13 protein-coding genes and 1 pseudogene are annotated in these 22034 nt (G+C 68.3%); 5 read left to right on the top strand and 9 right to left on the bottom strand.

The annotated features are described in order from the left end of the window. Together NA4_RS30585 and NA4_RS30580 are read left to right on the top strand one after the other, a co-directional pair. Positions 1-1026 (top strand): thioesterase domain-containing protein (locus NA4_RS30585; RefSeq protein WP_245671661.1); only part of this gene is annotated, 1026 nt, incomplete at its 5' end. Next, positions 1023-2567: an acyl-CoA carboxylase subunit beta gene (locus NA4_RS30580; protein ID WP_067477932.1), complete on the top strand. Its 1545-nt coding sequence runs from the start codon at positions 1023-1025 to the stop codon at positions 2565-2567. The genes NA4_RS30585 and NA4_RS30580, both read left to right, overlap by 4 nt. 69 nt (positions 2568-2636) lie before the next feature. Here the strand turns inward: NA4_RS30580 and NA4_RS30575 are convergent, their stop codons facing one another. Beyond that, positions 2637-3134, bottom strand: coding sequence for a peptidylprolyl isomerase (locus NA4_RS30575; RefSeq protein ID WP_067477928.1), 498 nt, complete (start codon positions 3132-3134; stop codon positions 2637-2639). Between the two features lie 197 nt (positions 3135-3331). On the opposite strand from NA4_RS30575, the gene NA4_RS30570 reads away from it, so the two are divergent. After that, positions 3332-6688 carry an arabinosyltransferase domain-containing protein gene (locus NA4_RS30570; protein WP_245671660.1) on the top strand — a complete coding sequence of 1119 codons (3357 nt, stop codon included), beginning with the start codon at positions 3332-3334 and terminating at the stop codon, positions 6686-6688. A gap of 134 nt (positions 6689-6822) precedes the next feature. Beyond that, on the top strand, positions 6823-7410 hold the full coding sequence (locus NA4_RS30565) for a Uma2 family endonuclease (RefSeq protein ID WP_067477922.1): 588 nt from the start codon (positions 6823-6825) through the stop codon (positions 7408-7410). A gap of 84 nt (positions 7411-7494) precedes the next feature. Here NA4_RS30565 and NA4_RS41675 read toward each other — a convergent pair whose 3' ends face one another. The 6 genes from NA4_RS41675 to dprE1 form a co-directional block, all read right to left on the bottom strand. After that, positions 7495-7653 (bottom strand): hypothetical protein, encoded by a 159-nt coding sequence (locus tag NA4_RS41675; protein ID WP_169333839.1) that lies wholly within the window; start codon positions 7651-7653, stop codon positions 7495-7497. A 249-nt stretch (positions 7654-7902) separates the two neighbouring features. Then, a complete protein-coding gene (locus NA4_RS30560; RefSeq protein WP_067477919.1) occupies positions 7903-11247 on the bottom strand; it encodes an arabinosyltransferase domain-containing protein in 3345 nt (1114 codons plus the stop codon). A gap of 37 nt (positions 11248-11284) precedes the next feature. Further along, a complete protein-coding gene (locus tag NA4_RS30555) occupies positions 11285-13138 on the bottom strand; it encodes a glycosyl transferase (RefSeq protein WP_245671659.1) in 1854 nt (617 codons plus the stop codon). A gap of 142 nt (positions 13139-13280) precedes the next feature. Next, entirely contained in the window at positions 13281-15230 is a 1950-nt protein-coding gene (locus NA4_RS30550) for a galactan 5-O-arabinofuranosyltransferase (RefSeq protein ID WP_373862854.1), read from the bottom strand. A 224-nt stretch (positions 15231-15454) separates the two neighbouring features. Continuing rightward, positions 15455-16216: a decaprenylphospho-beta-D-erythro-pentofuranosid-2-ulose 2-reductase gene (gene dprE2 / locus NA4_RS30545; protein WP_067477916.1), complete on the bottom strand. Its 762-nt coding sequence runs from the start codon at positions 16214-16216 to the stop codon at positions 15455-15457. Then, positions 16213-17700, bottom strand: a complete 1488-nt coding sequence (gene dprE1 / locus NA4_RS30540; RefSeq protein ID WP_245671658.1) for a decaprenylphosphoryl-beta-D-ribose oxidase — start codon at positions 17698-17700, stop codon at positions 16213-16215. The genes dprE2 and dprE1 overlap by 4 nt, the downstream gene beginning before the upstream one ends. Positions 17701-17908: 208 nt before the next feature. Here dprE1 and NA4_RS42905 point away from each other — a divergent pair, with 208 nt between their 5' ends. Next, positions 17909-18388, top strand: a complete 480-nt coding sequence (locus NA4_RS42905) for a GtrA family protein (RefSeq protein ID WP_373862853.1) — start codon at positions 17909-17911, stop codon at positions 18386-18388. Here NA4_RS42905 and NA4_RS39610 read toward each other — a convergent pair. Next, positions 18376-19008, bottom strand: a pseudogene (locus tag NA4_RS39610) (pyridoxamine 5'-phosphate oxidase family protein); the annotation flags it as partial. The gene NA4_RS42905 and the pseudogene NA4_RS39610 overlap by 13 nt on opposite strands. A gap of 599 nt (positions 19009-19607) precedes the next feature. Further along, on the bottom strand, positions 19608-21794 hold the full coding sequence (locus NA4_RS30530) for a molybdopterin-dependent oxidoreductase (RefSeq protein WP_067477913.1): 2187 nt from the start codon (positions 21792-21794) through the stop codon (positions 19608-19610). Positions 21795-22034 lie beyond the last annotated feature (240 nt).

Here is a 22034-nt window from a genome sequence, read left to right as displayed (position 1 = left end):
ACCGGCAAGTCCGCCAAGGGCATCTTCAACACGCTGCCGATCCTCGACGAGGACACCGCGGAGAAGCTGGCCGCGCGCCTGACCGAACGGGTCAAGGCGGAGGTCACGGTCGATGATGTGCTCGACTGCGAGACCATCGAGCAGCTCGCCGACATCGTCCGCAACCTGCAGGACAGCGGCGCGGACGTGGACGGCTTCGTTCGTCCGTTGCGGCCGCGCGCGGAGGGCTCGGACGCCGTGCCGGTGTTCGTGTTCCATCCTTCGGGTGGGAACACTCTGGTATACGAACCGCTGTTGAAGCGACTGCCTGCCGAAACGCCGATGTACGGCTTGGAGCGGGTCGATGGTTCGATCGAGGAACGAGCTCGCCAGTACCTTGCTGAGCTCCGCAAGCTTCAGGGTGACGGTCCGTTCGTGCTGTACGGCTGGTCGCTGGGTGCGGTGCTGGCTATGCAGACCGCGCAGTTGCTTCGTGCCGAGGGCGCGGACGTTCGGGTGGTCGGCCTGATCGATCTGGCCATCCCGACGCAGGGCGAGGACAACAGTCCCGAGGAGCGCGTGCGCCGGATCGAGCGCTATCAGGTGTTCGCCAAGAAGACCTACGGCGTCGACGGCGAACTGGACCGCGAACAGTTGGAGACACTGGCCGCCGCATCCGACGCTGAGCAGTTCAAGATGATCAGTGATCTGATCAAGATCAGCGGCACGAAGATTCCCGGCGGTGTGCTCGAACACCAGCGCACTTCGTGGATCGAGAGCCGTGAGCTCGCCAAGACCCAGCCGTCCCACTACGACGGCAATGTGGTGCTCTACCTCGCCGATCGCTATCACGACGGGATGATCGAGCTGGAGCCGCGCTTCGCCGACAGGCTGCCCAACGGCGGCTGGGACGAGTACATCCCGAATTTGGAAGTCGTCCACATCGCGGGCGACCACCTGCAGATCATCGATGAACCGCGGATCGGGAAGATCGGGGCCGACCTGACCGCGAAGCTCGCCGCGATCGAGGCGAAAGGGGCCAAGTGAGCACTACTGCCGAAAAACTCGCCGACCTGCGCAAGCGACTGGAGTTAGCGCAGGAGCCAGCGGGTGAAGCGGGGGTGGCCAAGCGGGCGAAGAAAGGGATCCCCAGTGCCCGCGATCGGATCAACATGCTGCTCGATCCGGGCACTTTCGTGGAAATCGGTGCGCTGGTCCGCAAACCGGGTGATTCCGCCGCGCTGTACGGCGACGGCGTCGTCACCGGGCACGGCTTGGTCGAAGGCAGGCCGGTCGCGGTGTTCTCCCACGACCAGACCGTCTACGGCGGTTCGGTGGGTGAGATGTTCGGCCGCAAGGTGGCCGGGCTGCTGGAGTACGCGGCCAAGGTCGGCTGCCCGGTGGTCGGTATCAACGACTCCGGCGGGGCGCGCGTGCAGGAGGCGGTGACCTCGCTGGCGTGGTACGCGGAGCTGGGGCGGCGTCAGGAGCCGCTGTCGGGTCTGGTCCCGCAGGTCTCGATCATCCTCGGCAAGTGCGCGGGCGGCGCCGTGTACGCGCCGATCAACACCGACGTGGTAGTGGCGACCGACGAGGCGTACATGTTCGTCACCGGTCCGAAGGTGATCCGCGAGGTCACCGGCGAGGACGTGAGTCTCGAGGAACTCGGCGGCGCGCGCAGCCAGGCCGAGTACGGCAATATCCACCACGTCGCCAAGGACGAGGCGGCCGCATTCGAGTGGGTGCGCGACTACCTGAGCTACTTGCCGACCAGCTGCCAGGAACTGGCGCCGATCGTGAATCCCGGCCTCGAACCGGGCACCACCGACAGCGACCTGGAGCTGAACTCGATCGTCCCGGACTCCGACAACGCCGGGTACGACATGCACGAGATCCTGCTGCGGATCTTCGACGACGGCGGATTCCATGAGGTCGGCGCGTCCGCGGGCCGCAACATCATCACCGGTTTCGCCCGTGTCGACGGGCGCAGCGTCGGCGTGGTCGCCAACCAGCCGATGGTGTACGCGGGCGCGTTGGACGCGCGGGCATCGGACAAGGCGGCGCATTTCGTGCGGTTGTGCGACGCGTTCGAACTCCCACTGGTGTTCGTGGTCGACACGCCCGGCTTCCTGCCCGGAGTGGAGCAGGAGAAGATCGGCGTCATCAAGCGCGGCGGGCGGTTCCTGTTCTCCTACGTCGAGGCCAGCGTGCCGAAGGTGACCGTGGTGATCCGCAAGTCCTACGGCGGCGGCTACGCCGTGATGGGATCCAAGCAGCTGGGCGCCGACGTGAACCTGGCCTGGCCCACCGCGCGCATCGCCGTGATGGGCGCCGAGAGCGCGGTCAGCCTGATCGGCGGCAAGCAGATCGAGGCCGCGCCGGAGGAGCAGCGTGGGGCGATCCGCCAACAGATGATCGACTTCTACAACGCCACCGTGGCGACGCCATGGGTGGCCGCCGAGCGCGGGTACATCGACGCGGTCATCGAGCCGTCGAGGACCCGGCTGGAACTGCGCCGCGCGCTACAGCTGTTGCGGGACAAAGGGGTTGCCCGCAACCCGCGCAAGCACCACCTGCTGCCGCTGTAGCGATGCCGGAACACGATCGGGCCGCACCCTTTGGGGCGCGGCCCGATTCACGTTCGGTGTATCGAAAGATCAGCTGACGCTGGCGGATTCGATGACGACATCGTCGACCGGCACATCCTGGTGCATGCCTGCGGAGGAGGTCCGGACGCCCGCGATCTTGTCGACCACGTCGGCGCCTTCGGTCACCGCGCCGAAGACGGCGTAGCCCCAGCCGGCCGGGGTGGGGGCGGAGTGGTTGAGGAAGTCGTTGTCGGAGACGTTGACGAAGAACTGCGCGGTGGCCGAGTGCGGGTCGTTGGTGCGCGCCATCGCGACGGTGTACTTGGTGTTCTTCAGGCCGTTGTTCGCCTCGTTCTGAATCGGAGCCTTGGTGCCCTTCTGGCGCAGGCCGGGCTCGAAGCCGCCGCCCTGGATCATGAAGCCGGGGATGACGCGGTGGAAGATCGTGCCGTTGTAGTGGCCGGAGTTCACGTAATCCACGAAATTGCGCACGGTGTTCGGCGCCTTCTCATCATCCAGTTCGAGGACGATCTGTCCGTAGTTCGTCGAGAGATTCACCTTGGTCATACCCCCACCTTTCCATCGTGGCCCTCGTAGGTCAGCATGACGGGGGTCGAAGCGTTGGTTCGCGGTGATTTCGAGGCCGAAAATTCTCGCCGGTCGGCCCAACACTCCCGCGGTCGGCTCCGAACACTCAAAGAGCCTCGAATTCTCCGGCGTACGCTCTGCCCGCTCGGACATGTGTGCCGCTAGCATTGCCAACCGTGCCCGACGCCGCTACCGCTGTTCTGACGAAACCCCCCGCCACCCCGGCGGTGAAACCGAGCGATTACCGGACCGCGCGCTTGATCGCGCTGGTCGCCGGAGTGCTCGGCGCGCTGTTCGCGCTGGCGACGCCGTTCCTGCCGGTCACGCAGACGACCGCGGTGCTGAACTGGCCGCAGAGCGGAACGCTCGGCAACGTCCAGGCGCCGCTGATGTCGCAGGTCCCGATCGAGCTGACGGCGACGATTCCGTGCGACACGATCGCCCAGCTGCCCGAGCGGGGCGGCATGCTGCTGGCCACCGCGCCGCCGCAGGGTGACCGCGCCGCGCTGGAGGCCATGTTCGTGCGGGTCTCGGAGAGCACGGTGGACGTGATCGACCGCAACGCGGTCGTGGTGTCCGCCGACCGCGCGCGGATGGGCGAGTGCACGTCGCTGAGTATCAGCTCGGACGCCGATCGCACGTACGCGGTGTTCAACGGGCTCACCAGGCAGATCGAGCGGCCGGTCGAGGGTGCGGCCCCCGAGACGGTGACGGTGCCGGTGGAGGGCCAGCTGAGCGGCGATCTGCGGCCCCAGGTGGTGGGCGTCTTCTCCGACCTGAAGGGCGCGGCGCCCGCCGGGCTCGGTCTCCAGATGACCGTGGACACCCGTTTCTCCTCCAGCCCCACAGCGATCAAGCTGATCGCGATGCTCGCGGCAGTGCTGTGCACGCTGGTGGCGCTGGCGGCGCTGGCCCGGCTCGACGGTAGTGACGGGCGCGGGCACCGCCGGTTCCTCCCGGCGAACTGGCTGCGGCCGACCTGGGCGGACGGCGCGGTGATCGGCACCCTGCTGCTCTGGCACTTCGCGGGCGCGAACACCTCCGACGACGGCTACATCCTCAGCATGGTGCGGGTGGCCCCGCACGCGGGCTACATGGCCAACTACTTCCGCTGGTACGGCGTGCCGGAGGCGCCGTTCGGCTGGTACTACTACGTGATCCAGGTCTTCTCGGAGATCTCCACGGCCAGCGCGTGGGTGCGGCTGCCCGCGCTGGCCTGCGCGATTCTGTGCTGGCTGGTGATCAGCCGCGAGGTCGTGCCGCGGCTGGGCCGGGGCGTGCGCACCAGCAAGGTGGCGCTGTGGACCGGTGGTTTGGTGTTCCTGGCGTTCTGGCTGCCGTTCGACAACGGTCTGCGCTCGGAACCGATCGTCGCGCTCGGCGCGCTGCTGACCTGGGTGTCTATCGAGCGGGCTATCGCGACCGGTCGCCTGTTGCCCGCGGCGGTTGCCGTGCTGGTGGCGGCCTTCACCTTGGCCGCAGCGCCGACGGGTCTGATGTGCGTGGCGGCGCTGCTGGCGGGCATCCGGCCGCTGGTGCGCATCGTGGTGCGCAGGCACCGGCGGTTCGCCGCCGAGGGCGCAGGCCGGTGGGGTTCGACGCTGCCGCTGCTCGCGCCGATCGCCGCGGCCGGTGTCCTGGTGCTGACGGTGGTCTACAGCGACCAGACCTTCGCCGGTATCCAGGAGGCCAACCGGGTGCGTCAGGTGACCGGGCCGAACCTGGCCTGGTACGAGGACTACCTGCGCTACTACTACCTGTTCGTGGAGACTGTCGACGGCTCGCTGTCGCGCCGCTTCGCCTTCCTGGTGATGCTGCTGTGCCTGTTCACCACCATGCTGGTGCTGCTGCGGCGCAGGCAGGTGCCCGGCATCGCGAGCGGGCCGACCTGGCGGCTGATGGGCGTGGTCTTCGGAACGATCTTCTTCATGATGTTCAACCCGACCAAGTGGACCCACCACTTCGGCGCGTACGCGGGTATCGCGGGCTCGCTGGCGGCGGTCACCGCGGTCGCGGTCTCGGCGAGCGCGCTGCGGGCGCGCAAGAACCGGGCGATCTTCCTGGCCGGGTTGCTGTTCGTGCTCGCGGTCGCCTTCTCCGGCATCAACGGCTACTGGTACGTGTCCAGCTTCGGCGTGCCGTGGTTCGACAAGCGCATATCGCTGCACGGGTACCAGTCGAACACGCTGATGCTCATGCTGTTCGGCTTGGCGCTCGCGCTGGTCGCCTGGCACGCGCTGCGGGAGGATTACACCAAGCCGCAGCCGTCGGCGCGGACGGCCCGGGGCAGGCGGATTCGCCGGTTCGCCGCGATCCCGCTGACCGTGGTCGCCGCGGCGATGGTGGCGCTGGAGGTGCTGTCGCTGGTCAAGGGTGCGGTGTCGCAGTACCCGGCGTACTCGCTGGCCCGCTCGAACATCGACGCGCTCGGCGGCAGCACCTGCGGCCTGGCCAACGACGTGCTGGTGGAACCGGACCCGAACGGCGGCAGGCTGGAGCCGATCATCGATCCGGCGCATCCGCCGACCGATCCGGCCGACCCGCTGGCCGGCATCGACCCGGTCGGTTTCGCCCCGAACGGCGTGCCCGACGACTTGTCCGCCGACAGCGTCGAGGTGAAGCCGGGCACCGGCAACACCTCCACCCAGTCGGTCGGCGCGGCGTTCGCCGAGGGGCAGAGCGCGGGCACCGGTGGCGGTCAGGGCGCGCGCGGCGTCAACGGCAGCACCGTCGCCCTTCCGTTCGGCTTGGACCCGGCGACCACGCCGATCCTCGGCAGCTACCAGAACGGTGTGCAGCAACCCGCGAGTGTCACCTCGAGCTGGTACCAGCTGCCGGCCCGTTCGGCGGACACGCCGCTGGTCGTGATCTCGGCCGCGGGGCGCATCCTCTCCTTCGACGACACCGGCGCGATGAAGTACGGCCAGTCGCTCACCGTCGACTACGGCAAGCGGCTGCCCGACGGCAGCGTGCAGAGGCTCGGCACCTACCTGCCGCGCGACATCGGCCCGTTCCCGTCCTGGCGCAACCTGCGGGTGCCGTTGGATGAGATCGCGCCCGATGCCGATGCGGTGCGCATCGTCGCCAACGACCCGATCCTGATCGGCGACCAGTGGCTGGCGTTCACCCCGCCGCGGATGCCGAAGCTGCACTCGCTGAACACCCTGCTCGGTTCGCAGCAGCCGATTCTGCTGGACTGGGCGGTGGGCCTGCAGTTCCCGTGCCAGCGGCCGTTCGACCACGAGAACGGCGTGGCGGAGGTACCCGGTTACCGCATCCTCCCGGACCGCCCCCTGGCCATCAGCTCCACCAACACCTGGCAGGCCGAGGAGTTCGGCGGTCCGCTCGGCTTCTCGCAGATGCTGGCGAAGTCGGTCACCGTGCCCACATATCTGAAGAACGACTGGGCGCGCGACTGGGGTTCGCTGGAGCGCTACGACCAGTACGACCGCAACGCGGTCCCGGCCAAGCTGGACACCGGGACGGCGACCAGGTCGGGTCTGTGGTCGCCGGGCTTGCTGCGGGTGTTCTGACCCATCCGGACACAGGGCCGCCGCGCAGGCGAATTCCCGCGCGGCGGCCCTTCCGTATTCGACGGTGTCGCCACGAATCTCGGCGGACTGGAAACAGGCATGGGTTCGTGTAAGCCTGCCGGTAGTCTCGGGGCATGACGAGCAGCGCGCCCAGCGACTGGTACCGCTGGATACCGGACCAGATCACCGCGCGGGATTATGAACTGCTGCCTGCCGATTTCTGCCGAACCATCGAGGTTGTCGACGGTCATATCGTGAAGTGCGAAAGCCCATCCCGGCTGCACAACCGGGTGGCGCGACGTATGGCGGCGCACATGGAAGCGGCGCGCAAACCAGAGCCATGCTTGATGGTCGAGACAGACGTCGACGTCCGGCTCAGCGATATTCCGCTCAGCCTCCGTCGACCGGACATTGTCGTGTATCGCTGCCTGGACGATGATGCGAAGCTTTACGCCGATGACGCCGTGCTTGTGGTGGAGATCGTCTCTCCGGACAGTTCGCATCACACCGACACGGTGGAGAAGAAGGCCGCGTACGCATCGGCCGGTATCCCGGTTTACCTCATCGTGTTTCTCACCGAGCCAGGCGACGGAATCGAGCAGATCGAGGAATACCGGCTCTCCGAAGGCCGGTATCACCTTGTGTGCCTGCATACTCGTCGGCTGACCGTGGACGTGCCGATACCCATCGACGTCGCTTTCGGCGAGCTGAGCACGGGTTAGGAGCCCATACCCGGACACAGGGCCGCCGCGCAGGCAATCCTGCGCGGCGGCCCTGCCGTCTATTTCCGGTGCGAAACCGGGCGCTCAGACCTTCAGGCGAAGACCGAGCTCGCGCCGGAGCACCTCTTGCGAGGGGAGGCGGTTGAGCACCCGCAGCACCGCAGGTCGCAGCTCCCGTTGTTCCTCTTCGCTGAGCAGTCCGACAAGATCGCGCAGATCCATATCATCGAATGCCGTTGTCATAAATCTCAGATTAAGGCCACGAGCCCGATTCGTCCTGCGATGCATCGCCACAGGTGGGAGCATATTTTTCAGACCGTACAACCGGTTTTGTGGGTGGGGCGCGATCGGTCGGCGGCGGCCATGACGGGATGCCCCAAGCGATTCCAGAAGCCCGTGTGCCGATTCCGCTGCGGCTGTGCTGCGCTCGCCTCGATCGGCGTAGCGGTCCATGCAAGGCGGGGCACACTGTCGTGCGCCCCGCCTTGGTTGTCAGCGGATGCGGATCGGATCGTCGTTCGACAGTCCGCTGCGGGTCTGGACGGTGACGTCGACGGTGGCGGGACGGGCGTTCGGGTCGTAGGGGGTGAACTGCTCCAGGGAACCCCAGTCACGTGCCCAGTCGCGGTCGAGGTAGCTGGGGACGGTCTGCGCCTTCAGCAGGAGACCGGTCCAGCCGAGGGGGCCGCCGCCGATGTCGTCCTGCCAGGCGTTGGAGGCGTCGGAGCCGACGCGGTCGGGCAGGATGCGCCAGTTCGGGATCTCGGCGACGCCGTCCTTGTGGTCGAACGGACGCTGGCACGGGAAGGCCAGGCCGACGTGCCAGTCGAGCAGCACCGGATCCTGTGAGCCGACCACCGAATTCAGCGTGGCCAGTTTGGGCAGCCGGGGCGGGGTGACGGCCAGCCACTGCTTGGGCGTGATGTCGTTGTCGATCGCGACCAACCGCACCGCATTCACCTCGACGGGCAGTTGGTCCAGCGGCACGCGCAAGTTGCGCCAGGACGGCGCGGGTCCGATGTCGAGCGGGTCGACGGAGCCGAGGGTGCGCATCTCTCCGTTCTGGTCGCGCACGCCGTATTCCAGATGCAGTTCTTGCCCGTAGGTGAGCACACCATCGGCGTCGACCGACCGGATGCGGCCCGCCGCGGTGATCGCGAGCACCTGGTAGGCGGGGTCGTGGCGCATGCTGTCGGTCAGGTCGAGCCGGTACCACTGCGTGGTCAGCTTCGCCTGCTGCTGCTCGCCCTCCTGGTAGCTGCCGAGCACCGGAGTCTTCGCCGGGTCGAGACCGAACGGCAGCGCGACGGTGCTGCCGTTGACGCCGGCCTGCTCGGTGGTGCCGCCACCCGTACCGGCGCCGGTGGTCTTGGTGGTCTTGTTCTCGGAGTCCTTCTCCACCGAGTTCGCGCCGCCGCTGACCGTCTCCTCGGCGTCGGCGGTGAGGTCGCCGGCGACCCCGTTCGGTGTGAAGCCTGTGTTCTGCGCGGCCAATCCGTCCGCGGGCGCGCCGGCGTAGGGCTGCAGCAGCGAGTCCGCGGTGTCGGTCTCCACCAAGACATCGTTGGCCAGCGCGCACGAATCGCCTTGCATCGACTCCACGTTCGACTTGGTGATCGAGTACGCGGGATACTGGCCGGCCGCGGCCTTGGCCAGTGAGGCGACCTCGAAGATCACGAGCAGGGCGGCGGCGATGGTCAGCGGAGCCGAGGCCCACCGGTCGAAACGCCGTGGCGCCGCGGTGCTCTCCCGCCGATACGGCTCGCGATAGTGCTGCCAGATGGCGATCAGCAAAGCGACGCCGCTGAGCCCCAGGAACAGTGTGGACAATCCTTTACCCGCGACCAGCGGCGCCTTGTCCCACCACGGGACGCCGTAGCTGGAGACGTACCACCACCCGTTCGACCCGGTGAAGGTCACCGCGAGCAGGAACAGCACCGCAGCGGCGAACAGCGAGCGATTGCGCGGCGAGCGAATGCCGGTGGTGCCCACCGCGACCGCCGCGAGTGCGGCCAGCGACCCGGCCAGTCCGGCGTACACGCCGAAGTGATGCGTCCACTTGGTCGGGGTGAACATCATCAGGAACAGCGATGCGAAAACGATGCCGAGAATGCGCACCGACGGACCGCGGGAGGTGCCCGGAATCCGTCCTTTGCGCAGCACCTGCAATACGCACACCAGCAGGCACAGCAGCATCACCAGCACGCCGAAGCGCCGCGCCAGCGAGCCGTCCGGCGACAGCATCAGCAGTGAGTCCCAGCGGGTGCGCTCGTCGAACCACGCCACGTTCGGGCCGACGATCGTGCGCACCCTGGTCGCCTCCAGCACCGTCGCCAGCGTCTGGTCGGCGAAGATCACCACCAGCACCAGCGTGCCCGCGGCCAGGCCCGGCGCGAGGAGCGCCGCGAATCGGAACACGGTGGCCGCCCGGGATGGCTTCTGCGCGTCCGCAGGGGCATTCACCGAGGCCGCGGCATTCGTGGAACCACTGGCGGCCGCATCCGCGTCCGGTCCGGTCCTGGTCGGCACCACCCCGCGCGCACGCTTGATCAGGATCAGCAGCACCGGACGGGAGCCGGCGATCAGCGCCGCGATGCAGATCAGGCCGGTCGGGCCTGCCGCGAGCGAGAACGCGGCGATCAGCACGGCCACCGCGGCGGGCAGCAATCGCCCGGTCGCGATAGCGCGTTCGATCGAGCACCAGGTGAGCAGCGCGCCCGCCGCGATCAGCGGCTCGGGACGCAGGCCGTTGTCGTAAGGCAGCCAGAATGCCAGGAACACCAAGCCCGCAGTCCACAGCGCCACCTTGTTGCGCCGCACCCGGGCGCCGAGACGCGGCAGCACTTCCCGGCTGATCACCAGCCAGCAGACGATTCCGGCCGCCAACGTGGGCAGGCGCATCCACAGGCTCGCGTCGGAGATCCCGGCCATCCACGCCAGCACCTCGTAGGACCAGCCGAAGGGCGCTTCGGGCACCGCGAACCACCGGTAGTAGTTCGCCATGTAGCCCGCGTGCTCGGACGCGCGCGCCATGTTCAGGATGTAGCCGTCGTCGGAGGTGTTGGCCCCGATGACGTGCCACAGCGCCAGCGTGCCCAGTACCACACCGTCCGCGGGCGTGACCCGCCACCAGTGCGCGGGCAGGAACCGCCGTGGCCTGCGGCCGTCGCTGGTGTCCAGCAGATGCAGGGCGATCAGCGCGATCAGTGTGAACACGGCGGCGGCGATCATCGCGGCCAGCTTCAGCGGCGTCGGCGTCGACGAGAATCGCGAGTCGATCTCCGCGTGTACCCGCGCGCCGTCGAGGCGACCGGCGTCCAGATCGGTGAACATGCCCACCAGCTGCGGCCGGATGTCACGGCTTACCGTGGCCCTGAATGGTGTCCCGTCCTGTCTGGACACTCCGGTGAGTTCCGCGGTGGTGGCGGCCGCGGTGGACTCGATGGTGAGTGCCGCGCAGGACCCGACCTCGGCCAGCGGCGCCGACAGCAGCGGGACATCCCGCAGCACCACCGAGAGCACGCCGTCGGTCACCGAGACGACCAGGCCCTTGGTCGCCGCCTGTCCGGAAGCGACCGGAGCGGTGGACAGCACGGTTCCCCCGGCGGCCGATCCGGTGAGTGAGCAGGGCAGCGTCGCGTTGAACCGCAGGGGTTCGTAGGACACCAGCGGCGCCGTGACGCTCGCGGTGCCGGGCTCGGGCCAGTCCAGGCTCGCCCGATCCTGCTGTACGGGCAGCAGCGGGGTCAGCAAAGCCAGGAGGAAGCCGAGGAGCCCTGAGACGAGGGCGATCGATCGGTTACGGGTGAACGCTCGTGAAGCTCGGTCCGGTCGCACGGTGGTTGATGCTAGCTACCGTCCGGTGTGACCCGGACTACCGCAGCATGTGAACGTCCCACAGCCAGACGTCCTCGACCCGGGTCGGTGCGAATCCGAACAGCTGGGTGACGGTTTCGCGGAGCACCTCGCCGTTCGTGGTCGGCGGCAGCACCACGACGTCGGCGTGCCAGAACCGCAGGTCGGTGAGGGCGCGGGCGCGGGTGTCCGCGTCGATCCGCGGCACCACCCCGGTGTCCTGCGCCTGCACGAGCAACGCGGTGGTCGGGCGGGTCTCGGGGCCGTAGATCCCTTTCTTGGTGGTGCCGGTCGGGCCGACGAAATAGCCGCCGGCCAGCGGGAAGGTGAAGCCGGCGTCGGCCTGCCAGCGCAGCGCCCGCGCGTCCGGCGGTCGCGGGGGTGGCACCATGACCACCGAACCGTCCCCGACGTAGCGCCCGACCGTGCCGTCGGCGAAGAAATCCGGCGTCGGCACCCGATCGATCACCGGGAGGATGGTCGGGGTCAGCGGTAGCAGCGCGCAGATGACCGCGGCGAACCAGGCCAGGGGCCCCCGATCCGACTCCGACTGCCGCCAGGTCGTCACCGCGCGCTCGGTGCCGAGCGCGAGCACCGCCGCGATGGCTGGGATCGCGGCCATGCTCAGCCTGCTCTCCAGCACCGTGTTCAGCAGCGGCACCTGCTCGGCCCAGCGCCACGGCAGAGCGATGCCGGTGGGCTGCTTGCCGATGGTGACGACCCCGCCAAGCGACAGCACGCCGAAGACCGCGATCACCACGCTCGCCGCCCGCACCACCCGGTCACGCCACAGCAGCACCACCGTGAGAACGACCAGGAGCAGCAGCGGCCAACCGAAGTAGGCGTTCTGCTCGGTGGGGTTGATCGCCACGTTCTCGCCGGGAGCGAAGACGCCGCCCAGCGATTCGGACGGGAACTGGACCAGTGCCCGGAGGTCGTTGCCCATCGGACCGTGGTCGATCGAGCGGTAGCTCTGCGGGCCGAAGAACTGCCACCAGAGCGGAATCTCGGTGAGCGCCAGGGTGATCACCGCGGCCAGCGCGAGGGTGGGTGCGATCGCGCGCACCACGCGCAGCGCCGTGCGCGGTGTGTGCAGGTAGTAGACGACGGCGAACAGTCCGAAAGCGAGGGCGAAGATCAGCAGCGGTTCTTCGCCGAGCGCGATCTGCAACGCGACCAGCAGCCCCAGCGCCAGCGCGTCCCGAACCCGCCTGCGCGGCCGATCGGGTCCGATTCCGCTGCCCTGCCGCGCCATCCGGATCACCCGTCCCGCGATCACCGGAAGCAGCAGCAGGACGACGAAGTTCGGGTGCGCGCTCGCGTGCGAGATCATCCCGGGGGCGAAGCCGCAGAAGAGGCCGCCGATCACCGCAGCGATCCGCGCGTCGACGAGTTCCCGGCAGAACAGGCGATACCAGGCGAACGCCGTCCCGGCCAGGCCGGCGGTGAGCACGAGCACGAACGTCACGGTGGGTCCGAAGAGGAGCGTGACCGGTGTGAGCGGCACGCCGACACCGAACATGGCCGTATTGGCCATCATGTTCACTCCGGCCGGGAAGTTCTGCAGGTCGGTGCCGAGTGGGTTCTGCAGGTTGGCGACCGCATGCGCGGTGACCGCGAAGAACCATTCCCACATCGTCTGGTCCTGACCACTTTTGATCAGGTAGCCGCTGTCGGTGTTGCGCCACTGACCCGATAACACGGTGGCCGCGAGCGCCAGATAGCCGAGCGCGACGAGCAGGTCGGCGCCGCTGAGCCGGATGCGGGGCAGAAGGCGCGGGCGCGCGGGTCTGGTGAGCACCTCCGCCGCTGTGACGATCGCGACCGCCGAGTCCGCCGATTCGGCGGTTTCGACGTCTTGTGCCTGTTTCACCCGCACATCTCTCCTCGCCGGCGCTGAAGCAGGCGCCCACCGGAACCAACCACGCGGTGCGTGGACCCACAAAGAGAAGGGTTATCCACTGGGCGGCGGGTTCAACCTCCGCGCGCCGGCTCGGCTTGCGGCGCGGAACCGGTCAGCGGCGGACGGTGACGAGGGTGAACGGGCCGATGTCGGTCGTGCTGAAGCGCGGGTCGGCGAACAGCTCTTTGGGGAAGCTCACGGTGTACCGCGCCACGTTCGGGTCGTTCGGGTAGACGTCCTTGGCCAGCCGCAGCGTGTAGGTTTCGCCGCTGCGCCGGAACAGGAACGCGTCCGGCGCGCGCCATGGGCTCGTCGTCAGTGCGTCGTGCAGCTCCTGGGGCGTCTTCAGCTTGCTCCAGCGCTCGATCGCCGCCGCACGGCCCGCGAAGTCGGCGAGCGGGTTGGCGTAGTGCGAGGTGAGCGCCTGGAAGCCGAGGTAGGGGTAGAAGGACAGGAAACTGGTGTCGGCCGTGAGCACCACGGTGTCCGAGCGCGGGCGTCCGGTCTGCGCGGTGAGCGCGGCGTCCACGTCACGGTAGAACGAGACGGCCGAGGCCGCCCGTTGGTCGGCACGCCGTCCGTCGCCATCGGTGTCGGTATAGGCGGTGGTGATCTCCGGCGCCAAGACGTGCGGGATGTCCTGGGTGAACGCCAGCGCACCGACCGCAGCGACGACGATAACCACCAGCCGGAACCGGGCGGGCTCGTTCAACGCACGGTAGACCGCCCGCGCGCCCTCGACGAACCCGAAGACCCCCGCGACCGCGAGCAGCACCAGCAAGACCGGTTCCAGCCGGAACGACAGCAGCGTGGTGCCCGCCGCCGTGGCCGCCATGGACAGCAGCGCCCACAGATAGATCGCGGCCACCCCGATCCCCAACGCCTGCGCCCGCCGTGACGACGCCGCACGCAGTACCAGCCACACCGTGCCGACCAGGCACAGGGCACCGAGCAGCGAGAACTCGAACATCGGCAGCGGCAGCTCCGAACCCGCTTCCGGCAGGTAGTGCAGCGCGGTGCCAGAGCTGGCGGTTGTGCTGCGCAGTGCCTTCGCAAGGTACGGCGCCCACACGACGAGCCCGACCACTCCCGCGATCGCCCCGATCACCACCAGACGCGCCAGCGGTGGCACCGCCGCGCGCCAGGGACGACCGGTGGCTGCGGCGCCCCCGCGGCGCGGATGGTCGGCGGCACGCTGTTCCCGCACCGCCAGTGCGGTCGCCAGCAGCCCCATCAGGCCGACCGCGAAGGCGGCCACAAGGAAGTAGAGGGTGTAGAAAGTGGCCGCCCAGCCGAGAAACAGCCCGGTGCCGATGACCGCACCCCAGCCACCCGCCGTGCGCTGCTCGTCCTCCGGCGTCGCGCCCGACCGGACGTCTTCCAGCGGCCGGTACAGCGCGCCCCAGGCGAGCACGAGCGCGGGCGGAAGCAGCACCACGATGACGGCGCTATAGGCCTCCGGCGCGGCGTACGCCACCGTGACCGCGGTGCTCGCCGCTGCGACGCCCACGGCCCAGTCCGCGCGGATCAGCTTCGACCACAACACCAGTGCGACGACCGCGGCCACCGCGAGGAAGCCGATAGCGTACGGCTTGAAGACCTCCCAGGCGTCCATCCCGAGCAGATTCGCCACCCGCCCGCCGATCCAGAACCAGCCCGCCGGGTAGAACGACGGCAGATCCGCGTACGTCATGTCGCGCAGCGCGGCGGAGTCGGTGAGCCGGGTGAGGAACTCGGTGCGGAACTCCTGGTCCACCGAGACGCCGAACAGGTACAGCTTGGTCGCCGCCAGCGGCATGCCCAGCGTGACCGTGACGAACGTGGAGAGCCCCACCCAGGAAAGCAGTTTCGCGACCCAAGGCCATGTGCGCATCCGCAGCAGCGCGATCGCGACCGCGAGCAGGACCGCCGCGGCGACCTGCCCGACCGTGGTCAGCGCCCGCGTGACGTTCGAGGAGTTGAAGGCGGGCCACTGCACCATGGCGAACGCGACGAGCCCGACCGCGGCCACCACGGCGGCAACGACCGCCGCGAGCGCGGCCTCCCCCAGACCGGCGGCGATCTGCCGCACCAGCAGCGCTGTCCGCCCCGGCGCAGGCGCGGGATCGGCGCGGCGCGACGGAGCCTCGCCCGTCGCGGTGACCGTGCTCAACGGACCGCTCCGCGCTCGTCGCACTCGATTACTCGCATGACGCCTCCGGATTCACTGGGGTCGACTCCGTCAGACGATAGGTGCCCGCGTGATCGAGGATCACGCGGGCACTGGGTCCTGGCCCGATTACCGGATCAGATGGGCAGCCTGCGGAAGATCGAACGCGGGATGTGCCGCAGGATCATCATCACGTAGCGGAAGCCGCCCGGCGCCCAGACCAGCTCCTTGCCCTTCTGCGAGGCCGAAACCGCCAGCACCGCGACGTCTTCCTTGTCGACGGTGAGCGGGGCCTCTTTGACGTGCGCCGAGAACTTGGTGCGCACCATGCCGGGCCGGATCACCAGCACGCGCGGGCCGTGCGGGCGCAGCGCCTCGCCGAGTCCGAGGTAGAAACCGTCCAGGCCGGCCTTGGTCGACCCGTAGACGAAGTTCGCGCGGCGTACCCGTTCACCGGCGACGGAGGACATCGCGATGATCCGCCCGAAGCCCTGCGCCTTCATCTTCTCGCCGACCAGCACACCGACCGAGACCGCGGCGGTGTAGTTGATCTGGGCCACCTGCACGGCCTTGCGCTGGTTCTGCCACAGCTGTTCGGGGTCGCCGTCGAGGGCGAAGGCGACGATGGCGACGTCCACGTCGCCGGAGTCCCACGCGGCGTCGATCACCTTCGGGTGACTATCGGTGTCCAGCGCGTCGAAGTCGACGACGTCGACCTGGCTCGCGCCCGCCGCCTTCATCTTGGCGACCGCGTCCTCGCGCAGCGGATCGCCGGGCAGCGCCGCGAGGACGATGCGCGCGGGGCCTTTCTTCAGGTACTCCGCGCAGATTGCCAAGCCGATCTCCGAGGTGCCACCCAGCAGCAGAATCGACTGCGGATTGCCAACGGCATTGATCACTGCAGCTCCAGCCTTCTCGCCATATCGGACATGAAAACGCCTGTGGGATCGACGCTGCGGCGGACCTTGATCCACTCGTCGATCCGGGGATACATCTGGTGGAACGTCTCCGCGGTGGTCCGCGAATCCTTCGCGGTGTACAACCGTCCGCCGAACTCGAGCACCCGCCGGTCCAGCTCGCCGACCAGCTCGTTCAGGCCCCGCTTGATCGGGAAGTCGACGCAGATGTTCCAGCCCGGCATCGGGAAGCTCAGCGGGGCCTGGTTGCCCGGGCCGAACAGCTTGAACACATTCAGCGCCGAGTAGTGCCCGGACGCCTGGATATCGATGATGATCCGCTTGAACTCCTCGACCGCCTCGGTCGGCACCACGAACTGGTACTGCAGGAAGCCGTTGGAGCCGTAGCCGCGGTTCCACTCCGCGATCATGTCCAGCGGGTGGTAGAACTGCGTCAGGTTCTGCACCTTGCCGGTGTAGTTGCCGCCCATCCGGTAGTACGCCTCGCCGATGGACATCAGCGTGAGCTTGTTCATCGTCCAGTTCGGGAAGATGTCCGGGACGGTCATCAGCTGCGGCGCGTCGAACTTCAGCGGCTTGCTGCGCAGCCGCTTGGGCAGCTCGTCCAGCTTCGCCAGCCTGCCGCGGGTGATGGTGGCCCGGCCCAGTTTGGGCAGCGGGCTGATCACGTCGAACCAGGCGCTCGAGTAGGTGTAGTTCGCCTCGCTGCCGTCGCTGTGCGCGGCGATGGTCTCGTCGAGCGTCGTGGTCTTCACGCCGTCGTTGAGGAAGTACGCGGTCTCCGTCGGCGCCATCTCGATGGTCGCGCGCAGGATGATGCCGGTGAGCCCGTTGCCGCCGACGGTCGCCCAGAACAGTTTGGCGTTGCGCTTCGGCGTGATGTGCTGCACCTGCCCATCGGCGGTGAGCAGCTCGATCGAGCGCACGTGGTTGCCGAAGCTGCCCTCGCTGTGGTGGTTCTTGCCGTGGATATCGGAGGCGATCGCGCCGCCGATGGTCACCTGGCGGGTGCCGGGCAGCACCGGAACCCAGAGCCCGAACGGCAGGGCTGCCTTCATGAGCTGGTCCAGGCTGACGCCGCCGTCCACGTCCACGATCCGCGTGTCGCGGTCGATCCGGTGGATGTTGTTCAGGGCGGTCATGTCGACGACCAGGCCGCCCGCGTTCTGCGCGTGGTCGCCGTAGGAGCGGCCGAGGCCGCGGGCGATCACACCGCGCCGCAGGTGGGCGGGCTTGCCGTCGTTGTCCTCGGCGACCATGGCGACTGCCTTGGCGATCAGTTCGGGATCGCTGGTCGAGAGCACTTCGGAAGAGGTGGGTGCGGTGCGACCCCACCCGGTCAACGTGCGGGTGCGCGTCGGAAGAGTGAACGCGTTCCCCGCAGCCGGGCCGTCGTTCGTGACGCCGGCACCGTTGTCGTTCCCGGTTGTCGTGGTGGCGGTCGGAGCTTTCGTGGACATCGGCATAGAGGCTACAGGTATGACGCCGGATCCGGTCGGGGTCGCTCTACCCACGGGTAGTGACGTACACGTCGGTTTAGAACCGAATCCATGCCGCGGGCCGGTCGGCGCTACGCTCGTCGGCGTGCAAGCCGAACCCCACCTGCCGCTCCCGGTCGAGCTGCCGCTGGTCGACGAGCCGGGCGGCGCGAGCGCCGGGCCCGAAGGAGGCAGCGTGCGTAACCACGCAGGGCCCCGGGAGCGCCGAATCGAACACAGCACCGATGTCGGCCTCAAGACGCAGATCATCCGGTTCACCCTCACCGGCGGGTTCTCGGCCGTCGTCGACTACGGGCTCTACAGCCTGCTGCTCAACCTGGTCGGCCTACCGGTCAGCGTCGCGAAGTCGATCGGCTTCGTGGCGGGCACCACGACCGCCTACCTGATCAATCGCCGCTGGACCTTCCAGGCCCCGCCCAGCCGCCTGCGCTTCCTCGCGGTGGTGGTGCTCTACGCGGTCACCTTCGCGGTGCAGGTCGGCATCAACGCGGTGCTCTACCACGCCTTCGACGAGGTGTGGTGGCGCCAGCCGCTGGCCTTCGTCGTCGCCCAGGGCACCGCGACGGTGATCAACTTCGTCGTCCAGCGCCTGGTCATCTTCAAGATCGGGACCGATCGCTCGGACGCCGGGGCCGGAGCAACGGTCAGCGGGTGAGCGGGGATCTGGCTGCCTTCCCGGTTCTGCGCTTTGGCGCCGAAGTAATCCCCGCCCTTGGCGCGCATGTTGTCGGTGCCCCATTCGCGCTGCTCCCGTGCGGCGGGAACCAGGTGCGGGATGTGCTTGCGGCAGTGGATATAAGCCTCTTCGATGTCGACCACTACCCATTGCTGCGCGACACGGCCCTGGTAGTTGGAGGGTAGGTCGGGCACGCTGGCGCGCAGCGCGGGGTCGGCGACGATGTGTGCCGAACCGTTGATGTGCAGTCCGATGAGATCCCGCATGAAATCGATCAGCAGAATGCCGACGTGCGGATTCTCCAGGATGTTGCCGAGACTGGCCATCACGCCGTTGCCCCGGTATTCCGGATAGGCGATCTTGCGTTCGTCGACGACATGCAGAAAACCGGGCGGTCCGGCACGAAAACTAGCGTCGCATTCGCCGTTTTCGTCCGCTGTGGCGATGAAGGCCATCTCCATGCGGCCGATGAATTCGATCATGGTGGCATTGAGCCGGTCCAGCATCTGATCGTCGTAGAACCGCTGGGCACGGGCTTGTGAGCCGTACCTTTCCTGCAGTTCGCGCTCGCCGGCACTGCCAGGGTGTGTACCTCGCATCTCCGCCCCTCTGGTCGTCGGAATCAGGATCAACGAGGCTCGACGTTGAACCGCGGTCGCACCGGAAATCCCGTCCATTTTAGATGAAAGCTGCACGGCAAAACTTCGAAATCAACATTGAGAATGCACGGAATGTGCGCGCGCCGCAAGGGTTTCCGAAGGATAGCTAAAGGCCGACCGGACGGAATTGTCCGTTTCGGGTCAATTGGCGACCACCCGTGAACATCTCGGGTCTCATGGAAGATCCAGGGATTCAAGATCGCCGCGGCTACACGACCCTTGTTTTCGAGTTCAGGAAACCGAGCATTGCCCAGCGGCAAGGCTCCGGTCCGAGCGCCCGTTGAGTCCCAATGACGTGGCCAGCGGCGGTCAGTCAGAGGAGACGCCCGAGGGCGGTGCAACCCAGTCCCGCGTATCCCGCGGCACGCAACGACAGGGCCCGACCAACGGTTTCGAGCGCAGCGAGACCGAGCATTCCCTGTTCGCGGCCCGGCTCGCGTCCGAGTGGCCGCCGCGCAAGCGACGAAGTCGCAAGCGGCGGTCGCTCGGACGCGAGCCACAAGGGGGCCGCGAACACGCAGCGCCGCAGGCGCTGCAAATCAGACAGAGCTCAGGGTGACCGGGACTCCGTTGAACACGGCGTTGCCGGACGGCACGTCGACCACCGAATCATCGGTGAGCACATTGGCGTTGACCCCGGCGTGTGCGCGGGCAACGGTTTGGGCGCTGTCGACGTGGCCCCAACCGTGCGGCAGGCTCACCACCCCGGGCATGATGGCGTCGGTCGGCTCCAGCGCAACCGTCAGCGTCCCGGCGGCCGACTTCACCACGGCGTGGTCGCCGAGTCCGAGCCGCGCCACGTCGGCGGGATTGATCTGCAGCGTGCAGCGATTCGATCCGCTGACCAGCGGTGCGATGTTGTGCATCCAGCTGTTGTTGGACCGCAGCTGCCGTCGCCCGATCAGCACGAGCTCCGGTGCCGCGTCGTCGAGCCGGTCGCGCATCCGCGCCACATCGTCGAGCAGCGGCTGCGGCGCCAGATCGACCTGCTTGGTAGCCGTCCGCAACACGCCGGGCAGCCGCGGCCGCAGCGGGCCGAGGTCGATGCCGTGCGGGTTGTCCAGTAGTACTTGCAGGTTGAGCGTGCCGCCGTTCCATTCCCCGTACGGACCGAGCCGCAGCATCAGGTCGATGCGCTGCTCAGTGCTGTTCTCGCCGAGCAGCTCGCCGCGCCGGTTGCCCAGCCCGGCCTTGTGCAGCAGACCCGCGATGACCAGTTCGTCCACGGCGGTGAGCGGGTCGACGCCGTCGGATCCGTCGTGCGGACGGCCGGTGAGCGCCGCGGCGAGGCGAGCCAGGACGCCGGGCTCCGAAGGCCGGTCGCCCAACGGCACCAGTGGAGGCGAATAGCGGGCGTAGTTGCGAACCGCGAACTGCAGCAAGGCGAAATCGTAGTGCGGCGATTGGGTCGGCCGCGGCGGCGGCAGGATCACGTCGGCGTGCCTGGTGGTTTCGTTCACGTACCGGTCCACGCTCACCATGAAGTCCAGCTGGGCGAACGCGGCGTCCAAGCGGGCGCCGCTCGGCGCGGACAGCACCGGGTTACCGGCGACCGTCACCAACGCGCGGATTTGTCCCTCGCCCGGCGTGGTGATCTCGTCGGCGAGCGTCGCGATAGGCAATTCACCCATGGCCTCGGGCAGCTCGCGAACCCGGCTGGTCCAGCGCCCAGGGCGAAACGGCCTGGTGCGGGGAATGCCGCCCGCGGCAGCCATGGCGAACATCGCGCCGCCGGGAGAGTCGAGGTTGCCGGTCAGCGTGTTGACCGCGTCGACCAGCCACTGGGTGATCGTGCCGAACTCGGCGGTGCAGGTGCCGATCCGGGCATAGACCGCTGCGGTCGGCGCTGCGGCGAGCTCGCGGGCAAGTCGCACGATCGTCGCCGCGGGCACCCCTGTGCGCGCCGACACCGTTTCCGGGTCGAATGCCGCCGCGGCCGCGCGCAATTCGTCCAGTCCGGTGACCTCGACGCGAACATCGGTCAGCTGCTCGGCGAACAGCGTGTGCACGATCCCGAACAGCAGGTACGCATCGCTGCCCGGACGGATGAACAGGTGCACGTCGGCCAGCTTCGCGGTGCGCGTCACCCGGGGATCGACCACAACGAAGCGGCCGCCTCTGCGCCGCAACGCCTTCAGCCTGCCGGGAAAGTCCGGCGCGGTGCACAGCGAGCCGTTGGATTCCAGCGGGTTCGCCCCGAGCATGAGCAGATAGTCGGTGCGGTCCAGGTCGGGTACCGGAACGGTCAGCGGGTCGCCGAACATCAGCCCGCTGGCCACCTGCTTGGGCATCTGGTCGGCGGTGCTCGCGGAGTAGATGTTCTTCGTGCTCAACGCGCGCAGCAGGATCGGTACGTATAGCGCGCCCGCGACGGTGTGCGCATTGGGGTTGCCCAAGTAGGCCGCCGCCGACTGGTTTCCGTGCTCGGCCACGATGGCGGGAAACCGCTCGGCGATGTAATCGAAGGCTTCGTCCCAGGACGCGGCGCGCCAGGTGTCGGTGGCGCGGTCGCGGATCAGCGGTTCGGTCACCCGGTCCGGGTCCTCGTCGAGATGCCCGAAGCTGGCCCCCTTCGGGCAGAGAAAACCCTTGCTGAAGGGATCGTTCCGGTCGCCGCGGACCGAGGTGACGTGGTCGTCGGCATCGAGGGTGAGTTCGAGTCCGCAGACCGCTTCGCAGAGCGGGCAGGTCCGCAGCAGGGTGCGCGATTGCGTGATCGGGGCCATACCCCATCTTGGCGTCCGGCGGTGAAACTGAAAAGAGAACACTCGATATCCGAAACGCCGGACGACCGGCACCCGGCGGCGCTCTGGCGTGGGGAGCCGGAGCGCCGAGACGGATACCGGTCGCGAACAGGCCGGTCAGCGCGGTCCCGGCCCGCGATCAGCAGGTGAACTGGATCTCGGAAGCGTTCTTCAGCAGGCGATGGTCAGCTTCGCGCGGCGCGGCGCGCGGGCGGCCCGGAC

Origin of the sequence: Nocardia amamiensis NBRC 102102 (genome assembly GCF_001612745.1) — a bacterium.
Lineage (GTDB): Bacteria > Actinomycetota > Actinomycetes > Mycobacteriales > Mycobacteriaceae > Nocardia > Nocardia amamiensis.
Note: the sequence above shows the minus strand (reverse complement) of the source record. Positions and strands in the feature narration are given on the sequence as shown.